Genomic DNA, 12279 nt, shown 5'->3' with positions numbered 1-12279 from the left:
GAGAATCGGGACGTGACCGACCAGCACGGCTTCGCCACCCGCGCCATCCACGCCGGTCAGGCGCCGGACCCGACCACCGGCTCCGTCGTCGTGCCGGTGCACGCCACGTCGACGTTCGCGCAGGACGGCGTCGGGGGACTGCGCTCGGGCTACGAGTACGCCAGGACCGGCAACCCGACGCGGACCGCCCTGGAGGCGCAGCTAGCGGCGCTCGAGGGTGGGCGGTTCTGCCGCGCGTTCGCCTCCGGCATGGCCGCCGAGGACACGATCTTCCGCGCGACGCTGCGCCCGGGCGACCACGTGGTCATCCCGATCGACGCGTACGGCGGGACGTTCCGGTTGGTCTCGACGGTGCTCGCGGACTGGGGCGTCCACTACTCGGCGGTCGACCTCGCGGACCTCGACGCCGTCCGCGCGGCGATCCTTCCCGAGACGAAGCTCCTGTGGTGCGAGACGCCGACCAACCCGCTGCTCACCGTCGCGGACGTGCCCGCGCTGGCCGGGATCGCCGGGGAGCACGGGCTGCGCCTCGTCGTCGACAACACCTTCGCCTCGCCCTACCTCCAGCAGCCGCTCGCCCTGGGCGCGCACGTCGTCGTCCACTCGACGACGAAGTACCTGGGCGGCCACTCCGACGTGGTCGGCGGAGCCGTGGTGACCTCCGACGAGGACCTCGCCGCCGACCTCGCACGGCTGCAGAACGGCATGGGCGCGGTGCCGGGGCCGTTCGACTGCTTCCTGACCACCCGCGGGATCAAGACGCTCGCGGTGCGCATGGAGCGCCACTGCGACAACGCCGAGCGGGTCGTGGAGGCGCTCGACGCGCACTCCGCCGTCGCGTCCGTGCTCTACCCGGGGCTGGCCTCGCACCCCGGCCACGAGACGGCCGCCAAGCAGATGCGCCGGTTCGGCGGCATGGTGTCGATCCGGCTGGCCGGGGGCGACGCCGCGGCGCGGGCGCTGTGCGCGGCGACGCGGGTGTTCACCCTCGCGGAGTCCCTGGGCGGCGTGGAGTCGCTGATCGAGCACCCGGGAGCGATGACCCACGCGTCGACGGCGGGCTCGCCGCTGGAGGTGCCGTCGGACCTGGTGCGCCTCTCGGTGGGCATCGAGGACGGCGACGACCTGGTCGAGGACCTGCTCCAGGCCCTCGCGGGTCGCTGAGGCGCCTCCCGCGAACCGAACGAACGACTCGTTCGTGCACATAGACGCCACGAACGAGTCGTTCGTTCCGTACGGGATCGTCCGACCGGCTAACCCCGGCGGGCGTCCGCCTGGTCGTTCGCGGAGCCGTGCGGCGGGGTGTGGCCCGGCAGGACCAGCCCGGGCACGCTGCACCCGCCCACGAGCACGGGCCCGTGGTGGGTGGAGACGAGGGTTCCGGGGTCGTCGCAGCCGGCCTGCGAGACGGTGAAGACGGCGGCGCCGGTCAGTGCGGCGGCCGCGACGAGGGGGGCGATGAGCCCGAGGCGCGCGGCCCGGCGGACCGGCCGGCGTGCGCCGACGCTCTGTGTCCCGGTCATCCGTTGCCCTCCCGGCCCGTTCACGCTCTCAACACAGGCTACCGACCACATCCGCACACGTCGGGCGTTCGGTTCGACCCGTCCGACCGACGAGTCCCGCGCAGCGCCGACCGGACGCGGGCGGCGCCCGTCGCGGCCTGCCCCGCCCCGTCCGTCGCCGGGGTGAACCGGTCGGCGACGTCACCGCCGCGCCGGGAACTCCCGGGGTGCCCCGGCCGCGGGCCGACAGGCACCATCGCCGTCGTGCCGCAGACCCTGGTGACCCGCGAGGACGTCGAGGCGGCGCGGGTCGCCCTCGCAGGCGTGGTGCGGCGGACGCCGGTCGAGCCGTCCCGGGTGCTCGCGCGCTCCGCGGGCGGACCGGTGAGCCTCAAGTGCGAGAACCTCCAGCGCACCGGCAGTTTCAAGATCCGAGGTGCGTACCGGCGCATCCAGCGGCTCACCGACGACGAGCGCGCCCGCGGCGTCGTCGCGGCGAGTGCGGGCAACCACGCCCAGGGCGTCGCGCTCGCGGCGGGCCTGCTCGGCACCCACGCGACGGTGTTCATGCCCGCGGGCGCGCCGCTGCCCAAGCTCGCGGCCACGCGCGGCTACGGCGCCGACGTCGAGCTCGTCGACACCTTCGACGCGACGCTGACCGGCGCGCGGGAGTTCGCCGAGCGCACCGGCGCCGTGCTCATCCACCCCTTCGACCACCCGGACATCGTCGCGGGCCAGGGCACCGTCGGGCTGGAGATCCTCGAGCAGGTCCCGGACGTCGCCACGGTCGTCGTCTGCACCGGCGGCGGGGGGCTGGTGGCCGGGATCGCGGCCGCGCTGGCGGGTACCGGGGTCGGCGTCGTCGGCGCCCAGGCCGAGGCGCTGGCGGCCTGGCCACCTTCGCTCGAGGCCGGCGTCCCGGTGACGGTCACGGGCGCGACCATCGCCGACGGCATCGCGGTGCCGCGCCCGGGCGAGCTGACGTTCGCGCAGGTCAGCGCCCAGGTGGACGAGATCGTCACGGTCAGCGAGGAGGCGTTGTCCCGGGCGGTGCTCCAATGTCTCGAGCGCGGCAAGCTGCTCGTCGAACCGGCGGGGGCCGCCGCGGTCGCCGCGCTCGCGGAGTACCCCGGGCGGTGGCGGGCGCCGGTCGTCGCGGTGCTCTCCGGCGGCAACGTCGACCCGTTGATGCTCGACGAGATCGTCCGCCGGGGCATGGCGGCGGCCGGGCGCTACGCGAGCCTGCGGGTGCGGCTGCCCGACCGCCCCGGCTACCTCGCCGACCTCCTCGCCCGCGTCGGGCGACTCGGCGGGAACGTGGTGGACGTCGAGCACCGCCGCCTCGGGGTCTCGGCGGACCTCGGGCCGCTCGCGCTGGGCTCGGTGGAGGTGGCCCTCACGCTCGAGGCGCGCGGGCACGATCACCGGACCGCGATGGTCGACGCCCTCCGCGAGGCGGGGTACGCCGTCGTGGAGGGCACGGTGGAGCCGGGCGGGGCCGGGACTCAGGGCGAGTAGGGCTCCGCGGAGACCAGCGTGACCTCCATCGCCCCGCCGTCGGGCAGGTCGTAGCTCACGGTGTCCCCGGCCTTGGCGCCGATGAGTGCCGAGCCCAGCGGCGAGTTCGGCGAGTAGACCTCGAGGTCGCCGTGCGACCCCTCCTCACGCGAGCCGAGCAGGAAGGTCTCCGTGTCGTCGTCGCCCTCGAACCGGACCGTGAGCACGGTGCCCGGGACGGCGGTGCCCGACTCGGTGGGCGTCTCGCCGACCTTCGCGGTGTGCAACAGCTCCTGCAGGTGGCGGATGCGGGCCTCCATCACGCCCTGCTCCTCGCGGGCCGCGTGGTAGCCGCCGTTCTCCTTGAGGTCGCCCTCCTCGCGGGCGGCGTTGATCTTCTGTGCGATCGCGGGACGCTGCCCCACGAGGTCGTCGAGCTCGGCCTTGAGACGGTCGTAGGCATCCTGAGTCAGCCAGGTCACCTGGGTCTGCGTCTCGGTCACGGCGATCAACTCCTCGGAGGTCCGGTCCCGCCGGTTCGCGGGGCGGCTGCCTGCTCTCGGTCGGCACCCGCGGGTCCCGGCGAGGCCGGGACGGGAGCGTCCACAGACGGAAAAACACGACCCGCGGCATGCGGGCCGTGTCGGGCGACACTAACACGGTCGGGCCCCGGCGGGAGCCGTACGAACGATGCCCCCGGGAGGTTCCCGGATCTCCGGAGAATCTCACAGGGCCTGTGCGACCTGCGGCGATCGTGTGTTCCGGGCCTTTCGGGGCGAGCGGCCCGGCAGGCTGTCGGGGGTGCGGTGGATGATGGGGGGCGTGGGAGATCAGCTGCGGTTGATGACGGTGCACGCGCACCCGGACGACGAGTCGAGCAAGGGCGCGGCGACGTGTGCGCGCTACGTCTCGGAAGGCGCCGAGGTCATGGTCGTCACGTGCACCGGGGGTGAGGCCGGGAGCATCCTCAATCCGGCCATGGACCGCCCCGAGGTGCTCGCCGACATGATCGGCGTGCGCCGGACGGAGATGGCCCGTGCCGCCGAGATCCTGGGCGTGGAGCACCGCTGGCTCGGCTTCGTCGACTCCGGGCTGCCGGAGGGCGACCCCAAGCCGCCGCTGCCCGAGGGTTGCTTCGCGCTCGAGCCGCTCGAGGTGCCCACCGAGGCGCTGGTCCGGGTGATGCGCGAGTTCCGGCCGCACGTCGTCGTGACCTACGACGAGAACGGCGGCTACCCGCACCCGGACCACATCCGCTGCCACGAGGTGTCCATGGCGGCCTGGGAGGCCTGCGGGGACCCGGACCGCTTCCCCGAGGCGGGCGAGCCCTGGCAGCCGCTGAAGCTGTACTACTCCCACGGGTTCTCGAAGGCCCGGGTGCTCGCCTTCCACGAGGCGCTGCTGGGCGCGGGCCTGGAGTCGCCGTGGGCGGAGTGGCTGGAGCGCTGGGACGACTCGCGGACCGACCCCGGCACCCGGGTGACCACGCGGGTTCGCTGCGGCGAGTTCTTCTCGGTCCGCGATCAGGCGCTGCTCGCCCACGCCACGCAGATCGACCCCAACGGCCGCTGGTTCCAGATGCCGCTGGAGATGCAGCAGCGCGTCTGGCCGACCGAGGACTACGAGCTCGCGCGGTCCCTGGTCGGGGACCCGGAGGAGACCGAGTCGGCGGTGGACGGCGACCTGTTCGCCGGGGTCCGCGAGCGGGTGCTGACGCCGTGATGCCCGCCTCCGTCGTGATCCTGCTCGCGCAGGCCCAGCCGCCCGCGCCGGGCGCCGACCGCGGGGAGGAGTTCGGCAAGACCTCGCCGATCGCCCTCGTCGTGATCCTGCTGCTGGCCATCGCGACGGTGCTGCTCATCCGGTCGATGAACAAGCGGCTGCGCAACGTCCCGGAGTCGTTCGACCCTCCGCAGGACGCCGACTCCGGGGCCGGGACGACGGAGGACGGGCCGACGACCACGGGCGCGACGGGCACCGAGACGGGTCCGGTCCGCGAGCGGGGCTCCCCGGACGGCTGACGGGCAGGCGGGCCCGGCCCGGGGCCCGCGCCGGCCGTCCGGGCGACGCGGTGGTGACCCCGTGCGACGATCGGGTGCATGGCCAACCGGCTCGCGGACTCGACGAGTCCGTACCTGCGCCAGCACGCGGACAACCCGATCGACTGGCGGCCCTGGGAGACCGCGGCGTTCGACGAGGCCCGTGAGCGCGGGGTCCCGGTACTGCTCTCGGTCGGCTACTCGGCCTGTCACTGGTGCCACGTCATGGCCCACGAGTCGTTCTCGGACCCCCGGATCGCGTCCTTCGTCAACGAGCACTTCGTGGCCGTCAAGGTCGACCGGGAGGAACGGCCCGACGTCGACGCGGTCTACATGGAGGCCACCCAGGCCATGACCGGCCAGGGCGGCTGGCCGATGACGTGCTTCCTCACCCCGGACGCTCAGCCCTTCCACTGCGGCACCTACTACCCGGCGCAGGCGCAGGGCGGGATGCCCTCGTTCCCGCAGCTCCTCACGGCCGTGGCGAAGGCGTGGGAGACCGACGGCGACTCGGTGCGCAGCGCCGCCGCCCGGATCGCCGACCGGCTCGCCGGGGTCGCGCGCTCGCTGCCCGCGGCGGCGGTGGACGAGGCGACGCTCGCCGGCGCGATCGACGTGCTGGAGGGCGAGTTCGACCGGGTGGCCGCCGGCTTCGGCGGGGCCCCGAAGTTCCCGCCGTCGTCGGTGCTCGAGTTCCTGCTGCGCCATCACGAGCGCACCGGCAGCGAGGCCGCGTGGTGGATGGCGACCGCGACGCACGAGCGGATGGCCCGTGGCGGGCTGTTCGACCAGCTCGCGGGCGGCTTCGCGCGCTACTCGGTCGACGCGGGCTGGGTCGTGCCGCACTTCGAGAAGATGCTCTATGACAACGCCCTGCTGCTGCGCAGCTACGTCCACGAGGCCCGCCTGACGTCCGGGCGCCCCGAGGCCTCCACGCTCGCCCGCCACGCGGCGGAGCTCACCGGGAGCTTCCTGCTCCGCGACCTGCGCACCTCCGAGGGCGGGTTCGCCTCGGCGCTCGACGCCGACGCCGCGGGGGAGGAGGGCTCGACCTACGTGTGGTCGCCTGCCGAGCTCGCCGACGTCCTCGGGCCGGCCGAGGGCGCGTGGGCGGCGGAGCTGCTGGCCGTCACGGAGGCGGGCACGTTCGAGAACGGCCGCTCGACGCTGCAGATGCCTGCCGACCCCGACGACCAGGGGCGCTGGCAGGCCGCTCGCAAGGCCCTGCTCACCGCCCGCGGCGCGCGCCCGCAGCCGGCGCGGGACGACAAGGTCGTCGCCGCCTGGAACGGGCTCGCCGTCACGGCGCTCGTCGAGGGCGCGGCGGCACTCGGGCGGCCGGACTGGCTGGCCGCCGCGCGCCGGGCCGCGAGCCTGCTGCTGCGCACCCACGTCGTCCACGGTCGCCTGCGCCGCACCTCCCGCGACGGCACGGTGGGCGAGGCCCCCGGGGTGCTCGAGGACCACGCGGCGCTCGCGGAGGGACTGCTCGCGCTGCACCAGGCCACGGCCGAGGCGCGCTGGCTCGACGAGGCCTGCGGGCTGCTCGACGTCGCCCTCGAGCACTTCGCCGAGCACGACGAGGCGGGCGCCCCGACCGGCGCGTTCTGGGACACCGCCGACGACGCCGAGGCGCTGGTCAGCCGACCGCGGGAGATCACCGACGGGGCCACGCCCTGCGGGTCCTCGGTGCTGACGGCGGCCCTGGTCACCGCGGCGGTGCTCGCGGGACCCGAGCGGGCGGAGCGCTACCGGGGCGTCGCCGAGGCCGCGCTCACCACGGCAGGCACCCTCCTCAGCCGGCACGCGCGGTTCGCGGGCGGCTGGGCCGCCGCGGCCGAGGCGGCCCTGCGCGGCCCGCTGCAGGTCGCCGTCGTCGGACGGGATGAGGCCCAGCGGGAGCCGTTGCTGGCGGCGGCCCGGCGGGCGGCCCCGGGCGGCACCGTCGTGGTGGCGGGCGAGCCGGACGCGCCCGGGGTGCCGCTGCTCGCCGACCGCCCGCTCGTCGAGGGCGGGGCCGCGGCCTACGTGTGCCGCGGGTACGTCTGCCGGCGCCCGACCGTCTCGCCCGAGGAGCTCGCGGACGCCCTGCGCGCCGTCTGAGCGGCCCACCCCCGGGTGTCAGGAAAGTCGCGTTCCAGACGCTCAGTGTCTGCAACGCGACTTTCCTGACGTCAGGTGATCCCGTCCTCCCTCGGCGAACGGCGTCGACTCCTGCGTGCATGTAATGCTGTAATCGGTGCAGGCGCGAAACACGAGGAGTCGAGATGATGGTGGGACGAGGACACCGGGGACGCCCCGGCGGCGGTGGACGGGTCGGCCGGGGCGGGCGCCCCACGAGCGAGCTCCCGCCGACGGACGACCTGACGGCGTGGCTCGCGGGGCGGCTGCCCGACGGATGGTTCGTCGGTGCCCCCGAGGTCACGGTGGACCGCGAGGAGATCCTGGTCGTCGGCGAGCTGCCGGCGCCGGAAGCGGGCACGGACACCGACGCGGCGGCCCGCGCGGCGACCGCGACCGGGCGGATCAGCCGGTATCGGGAGGAGACCCGCGAGGACCGCATGGAGATCGCCCGGCAGGCCGAGCACCGCTACGGGCGCAAGGTGGCCTGGGGTGCCCGGATCGCGGGACCGGGCGACGAGGATGGCGTCGAGGAGCTGTTCACGACGCTGTCGGTGCCGGTGATGACGCGGCTGCGTCAGCCCGAGCGGCGCGTGCTCGACACCCTGGTCGACGCCGGGGTGGCGCGCTCGCGCTCCGAGGCGCTGGCCTGGGCGGTGGCGCTGGTGGGCGAGCACACCGAGCCATGGCTCGCCGAGCTCCGCGAGGCCATGAGCACGGTCGACGAGCTCCGGGCGCGGGGTCCGCGACTCGACGGCGAGGACGACGAAACCGGGGACGGCCCGGCCGACGCGCCGTCCGACCCTCAAGCGTAGAGGACCAGCCAGATCGCGACGTAGTGGCAGATCGCCGCGACGACGGTCGCCGCGTGGAAGAACTCGTGGTACCCGAACGTCCTCGGCCATCCGATGGGCCGCTGAAAGGCGTAACAGAGTGCCCCGAGGGTGTAGAAGCCGCCGCCGATGAGCAGCAGGACCAGCGCCGCCACGCCCCCGCGGTGGAGAAGGTCGGGCAGCACGAACACCGCGACCCAGCCCAGGGCCAGGTAGAACGGCACCCCGACCCACCGTGGGGCGTGCGGGCGGGCGAGCTTGAGCGTCGCCCCGCCGATCGCCCCGATCCACACCACGAGCAGGACCATCAGCCCGGTCCGTTCGGGGAGGGCGAGCACCGCGAACGGTGTGTAGGTGCCCGCGATGAAGATGAAGATCATCGCGTGGTCGAGCCGCTTCATCATCGTGCGCGCCCGCGGCGAGGTCCACGACCGGCGGTGGTACAGCGCGCTGATGCCGAACAGGCCCAGCACCGTCGCGGAGTAGACCGCGCACGCGACGGCGGCCTCGGCGGACACGGTGGAGCCCGCGAGCGCGATGAGCGTCGCGCCCGCCGCGATCCCGACCGCGAACGACCAGAGGTGCAGCCATCCGCGCATACGCGGCTTGGTCGGGGGCGAGGGCGAGTCGGTGAGGCTCACGGGAACCAGGGTAGGGCAGCTGCGCGCGGTTCCGGGGAACGTCCGACGACCGCGCGGTAACGGGCGTGCGACCCGGCCGTCCGAGTGGGGACGCGGGCTCGATCCGTGACCTCGGCGGCGTAACCTGGCCGCCCGTGAGCGTCCGGGACAACATCCGTGAGGTGGCCTACTCGCTCTACGAGCGACGGCTGCGTCACCGGGTCGCGGTCAGCCACCCGCCGCGGCACGTGGGGGTCATCCTCGACGGCAACCGCCGCTGGGCCCGCGAGGTCGGCCTGACCGATCCGAGCGACGGCCACCGCGTCGGCGCCCGCAAGATCGTCGACATGCTCGACTGGGCCGACGACGCCGGCGTGGAGGTCGTGACGCTGTTCCTCCTCTCGACCGACAACCTGGGCCGCCCCACCGACGAGCTCGAGCAGCTCCACGAGATCATCGCCGCGGCGGTGGAGGGCCTCGCGGCTCCGGACCGTCGCTGGCGGCTGCGGGTGGTCGGGAACCCCGACCTGGTCCCCGCCGCCACCGCGGAACGGCTGGCCGCGGCCGCCGCGAGCACCGAGGGCCGCACCGGGATGCAGGTCAACGCCGCCGTCGGGTACGGCGGACGCCAGGAGATCGCGGACGCGGTCCGCAAGCTGCTGTTGCGCCACGCGGAGGCGGGCACGTCGATCGAGGAGCTCGCGGAGGTCCTCGACGTCGACCACATCGCCGAGCACCTCTACACCTCGGGTCAGCCCGACCCCGACCTCGTCATCCGCACCTCGGGCGAGCAGCGGCTCTCGGGATTCCTCATGTGGCAGTCGGTGTACTCGGAGTTCTATTTCACCGAGGCATTCTGGCCGCAGTTCCGGCGCATCGATTTCCTGCGTGCGCTGCGCGATTACTCCGACCGGCACCGTCGCTACGGCGGCTGAGCTCGCGCCGTTCTCCGGACAGCACGACGCACCGGCGCGCCCGTGCCATCCCCCGATGGGCACGGACGCGCCGGTGCGTTGGGTGACCCACGCCGCGGACTCCCGGCACGCTCCCAGGTAACCGGGAGGCCGCGGCGTGGTTCGTCAGGTCGGCTCAGTGGTTGTCGTAGCTCGAGAGCACGCCGAGCTGGTTGATCGGGGCCTGCACGTTCGTGCCGTTGAGGCCGATGAGCTGGTCGCCGAAGTTGGCCGAGTCGCCGTTCTTCGCCGACGCACCGTTGGCGCCGCTGCCGCCGTGGTTGTCGTACTTGCTGAGCACACCCAGCTGGTTGATCGGCGCCTGGACGTTGGTGCAGTTCGCGCCGACGAGCTGGCTGCCGAAGTTGGCGCAGTCGCCGTTGGTGGCCGAGGCGCCACCCTTGTCCTTCGAGTGCTTGTGGTGACCGTGGCCCCAGCCGTGGTCCTGACCGCCGTGGTCGTCCCCGCCCCAGCTGTGGCCGCTGTCGGACGACGACGACGGCGCGTCGCCCGCGAACGCGGCCGGCGTCAGCGCAACCATGCCGGCGCCCGCGGCCAGGACGACCATTCCCGCCTTCTTCAGCAGCATTCGGAGATATCTCCCTCGTCTGAGTGCGATTCCCGGATCGGGGTCCGGGTGACCGCTTTCGTGTGTTCCAGCCTCACGGACGGTGTGGCTGATGACGTAAAACCTAACGAAGCCACCGGGCCGTGGGCATCGGCTATTCCCTGATCGAGTGGCGGACAATTCGTACCGCTACTTGAGTCACCGAATCGGGTGGGACCCGCGTCGGGATCGGTGCCGCACCCGACCCACCGGGAGCATTCAGCGCGCGATCCGTCACCGACCTCGACACCCGGGCGTCGTATCCAGTGACGCCGCGTCCGCGCCGAGGCCCCCGGACGGCCACTGACGGGTACTGTCCCGTCGCGGTGGACGGATGTGACCCCGAGGGGCTCGCGCGGGCCTACGTGGCGCTCGGACTGCGCCTCGGACGCGTGGTCCCGGGGCTCGTGGACGCCCATCTCGGCGACCCCGCGATCGTCGGCCGCCTGGCCGACGAGCCCCGGCCCGACCCGGTCGGGCTGCGCCGCGACGCCGCCGAACTGCGTCGCAGGCTCACCCACGACGGCGCGGTCGGTCCCGACGGTGCCGCCGACCCGGACCGCGCGGAGTACCTCGACGCGCAGCTCGCCGCGTGCGAGGTGATCGCCGCCCGGGCGGCGGGCGAGGACGTCGGCGTCGTCGAGGAGGTCCGGGACTGCCTCGGGGTCGCGGTCGGTCCCGGCGAGCCCGACGACTACCGCGCCGCCCACGAGCGGCTCGCGGGCGTCCTCGCCACCCCGCCGCGCGCACTCCCCGCGGCACTGGCCGCGTTCCGGGAGCGGGACCGGGTGTCTCCGGAACGCCTGCGGGCCGGGCTCGCGACGATGACGGCGGCACTGCGCGGGCGCACCGCGGAGGTCGTCGGGCTGCCGGCGGGCGAGGGGGTCGACCTCGAGATCGTCACCGGCGTGCCCTGGGCGGGCTTCGCGCGCCGCGTCGGGCCCGGGCGTTCGGTGATGGCGGTCTCGCGCGACGCCGGTCACCGGCGCAGTCATCTGCCGCTGCTCGCCGCGCACGAGGCCTATCCGGGTCACCACACCGAGATGGCCCGGACCGAGCTGGCGGGGGGCGCCCCGCCAGCGCCCGAGCGCACCCTGCTCCTCGCGCGCACGCCGCAGAGCCTCGTGGCCGAGGGCGCGGCCGAGTGCGGGCTCGCCGCCGTCGTCGGGCCGGGCTGGGGGGAGTGGGCAGCAGGGCACCTCGCCGCGGCGGGGGTCCCGACGACGACGGCCGAGGGCGCGCTGGGCGAGGCCGTCGAGGACGCGATGCTCCCGCTGGCCGCCGTCCGGCAGGACGCCGCACTGCTGCTGCACGGCGGAACCGGCGTCGACCGTGAGGAGCAGGCGCGGGCGCACCTGCGGCGCTGGCTGCTGATCGACGACGACCGGGCGGGGCGGATGCTCGAGTTCCTCACCCACCCGCGCTGGCGGATCCACACCACGACCTACGTCGAGGGGGTGCGTCTGGTCCGGCCGTGGCTCGACTCCGGGGGCGCCCCGACCGGCGCCCGCTTCGCCCGGCTGCTCGACGAGTCCTGGACGCCCGCCCGTCTGCGCCGCGAGACCCTGCGCCCACGGCGCGACCGGCAGGGCGACACCGCGTCCGGGCGCGACGAGCGGTACCCGCGCCACGCCGACGACGCACCGATGTCACCGTCCGTATGAGCCACGACATGAACTCGTCACGTTCGGCGCGCGACAACGGCCGGTCGTCGGCTGTAGCGTCCGCCTCGACGGCGCCGTAGCGGATGCGGACCGTCCGGGGAGGCCGGAGAACGTGACGGGTCGGTTCGGATCGCGGTGCCGCGGCACCGCCGGGGCACGAAGGCCGGGCACCGATCCGGCCGCGCCCCCGGCGGCCCGGGGCGTCGTCGATCGGGCGGGCTCGGCGGGAGGGCCGGCACCCGGTCCACCTGCTCGGCGCCGGAGAGGCAGGTCTCCCGGCGGGGGGCTGTGCCACCGGTTCCGCATCGCGACCTAGTCCCGACCGACTCGTCCGTCGAGGAATGTGGTCGTGGGTGCCGCGACCGCCGAGGGAGTAGCCGTGAGCGCAGAGCACGCAGAGCGTCCCCCGTCGGTGTCCGGCAGCGTCACGTCCCCGGTGGACC

12 protein-coding genes are annotated in these 12279 nt (G+C 74.4%); 8 read left to right on the top strand and 4 right to left on the bottom strand.

The window, feature by feature from the left end:
* Positions 1–12: 12 nt before the first annotated feature.
* Positions 13–1164: a cystathionine gamma-synthase gene (locus VGI02_RS09710; RefSeq protein ID WP_331627125.1), complete on the top strand. Its 1152-nt coding sequence runs from the start codon at positions 13–15 to the stop codon at positions 1162–1164.
* Between the two features lie 89 nt (positions 1165–1253).
* On the opposite strand, the gene VGI02_RS09705 is transcribed toward VGI02_RS09710, so the two are convergent.
* On the bottom strand, positions 1254–1523 hold the full coding sequence (locus VGI02_RS09705) for a hypothetical protein (RefSeq protein ID WP_331627124.1): 270 nt from the start codon (positions 1521–1523) through the stop codon (positions 1254–1256).
* Positions 1524–1766: 243 nt separating this feature from the next.
* Between VGI02_RS09705 and VGI02_RS09700 the strand changes: the two genes are divergently transcribed.
* Complete coding sequence (locus tag VGI02_RS09700) at positions 1767–3020, top strand: threonine ammonia-lyase (protein WP_331627123.1); 1254 nt, start codon at positions 1767–1769, stop codon at positions 3018–3020.
* Here VGI02_RS09700 and greA read toward each other — a convergent pair.
* A complete protein-coding gene (greA, locus tag VGI02_RS09695; protein WP_331627122.1) occupies positions 3008–3502 on the bottom strand; it encodes a transcription elongation factor GreA in 495 nt (164 codons plus the stop codon). The genes VGI02_RS09700 and greA overlap by 13 nt on opposite strands.
* A gap of 310 nt (positions 3503–3812) precedes the next feature.
* On the opposite strand from greA, the gene mca reads away from it, so the two are divergent.
* The 4 genes from mca to abmR all read left to right on the top strand — a co-directional run bounded on the left by mca (position 3813) and on the right by abmR (position 7974).
* Positions 3813–4721: a mycothiol conjugate amidase Mca gene (gene mca, locus VGI02_RS09690; protein ID WP_331627172.1), complete on the top strand. Its 909-nt coding sequence runs from the start codon at positions 3813–3815 to the stop codon at positions 4719–4721.
* On the top strand, positions 4721–5020 hold the full coding sequence (locus VGI02_RS09685) for a hypothetical protein (RefSeq protein ID WP_331627121.1): 300 nt from the start codon (positions 4721–4723) through the stop codon (positions 5018–5020). Before mca ends, VGI02_RS09685 begins: the two co-directional genes overlap by 1 nt.
* 78 nt (positions 5021–5098) lie before the next feature.
* A complete protein-coding gene (locus VGI02_RS09680) occupies positions 5099–7141 on the top strand; it encodes a thioredoxin domain-containing protein (protein WP_331627120.1) in 2043 nt (680 codons plus the stop codon).
* Between the two features lie 164 nt (positions 7142–7305).
* Positions 7306–7974, top strand: coding sequence for an ATP-binding transcription factor AbmR (abmR, locus tag VGI02_RS09675; RefSeq protein WP_527249128.1), 669 nt, complete (start codon positions 7306–7308; stop codon positions 7972–7974).
* On the opposite strand, the gene trhA is transcribed toward abmR, so the two are convergent.
* A complete protein-coding gene (gene trhA, locus VGI02_RS09670; RefSeq protein ID WP_331627170.1) occupies positions 7965–8591 on the bottom strand; it encodes a PAQR family membrane homeostasis protein TrhA in 627 nt (208 codons plus the stop codon). The genes abmR and trhA overlap by 10 nt on opposite strands.
* Positions 8592–8767: 176 nt before the next feature.
* Here trhA and VGI02_RS09665 point away from each other — a divergent pair, with 176 nt between their 5' ends.
* Positions 8768–9547 (top strand): isoprenyl transferase, encoded by a 780-nt coding sequence (locus VGI02_RS09665; RefSeq protein ID WP_414638235.1) that lies wholly within the window; start codon positions 8768–8770, stop codon positions 9545–9547.
* 154 nt (positions 9548–9701) lie between these two features.
* On the opposite strand, the gene VGI02_RS09660 is transcribed toward VGI02_RS09665, so the two are convergent.
* Entirely contained in the window at positions 9702–10154 is a 453-nt protein-coding gene (locus tag VGI02_RS09660) for a hypothetical protein (RefSeq protein ID WP_331627119.1), read from the bottom strand.
* Between the two features lie 344 nt (positions 10155–10498).
* Here VGI02_RS09660 and VGI02_RS09655 point away from each other — a divergent pair, with 344 nt between their 5' ends.
* On the top strand, positions 10499–11836 hold the full coding sequence (locus VGI02_RS09655; RefSeq protein ID WP_331627118.1) for an amino acid adenylation domain-containing protein: 1338 nt from the start codon (positions 10499–10501) through the stop codon (positions 11834–11836).
* The last annotated feature ends 443 nt before the right edge of the window (positions 11837–12279 follow it).

Source organism: Actinomycetospora sp. (genome assembly GCF_036497245.1).
Classification (GTDB): domain Bacteria; phylum Actinomycetota; class Actinomycetes; order Mycobacteriales; family Pseudonocardiaceae; genus Actinomycetospora.
This window is presented reverse-complemented; position numbering and strand designations above follow the sequence as displayed.

Bases quoted from the DNA above. Each gene is read 5' to 3' on its own strand.
- VGI02_RS09660 (WP_331627119.1), bottom strand. From the start codon at position 10,154: ATGCTGCTGAAGAAGGCGGGAATGGTCGTCCTGGCCGCGGGCGCCGGC.
- VGI02_RS09705 (WP_331627124.1), bottom strand. From the start codon at position 1,523: ATGACCGGGACACAGAGCGTCGGCGCACGCCGGCCGGTCCGCCGGGCC.
- VGI02_RS09685 (WP_331627121.1), top strand. From the start codon at position 4,721: ATGCCCGCCTCCGTCGTGATCCTGCTCGCGCAGGCCCAGCCGCCCGCG.
- VGI02_RS09680 (WP_331627120.1), top strand. From the start codon at position 5,099: ATGGCCAACCGGCTCGCGGACTCGACGAGTCCGTACCTGCGCCAGCAC.
- mca (WP_331627172.1), top strand. From the start codon at position 3,813: ATGGGGGGCGTGGGAGATCAGCTGCGGTTGATGACGGTGCACGCGCAC.
- abmR (WP_527249128.1), top strand. From the start codon at position 7,306: ATGATGGTGGGACGAGGACACCGGGGACGCCCCGGCGGCGGTGGACGG.
- trhA (WP_331627170.1), bottom strand. From the start codon at position 8,591: ATGCGCGGATGGCTGCACCTCTGGTCGTTCGCGGTCGGGATCGCGGCG.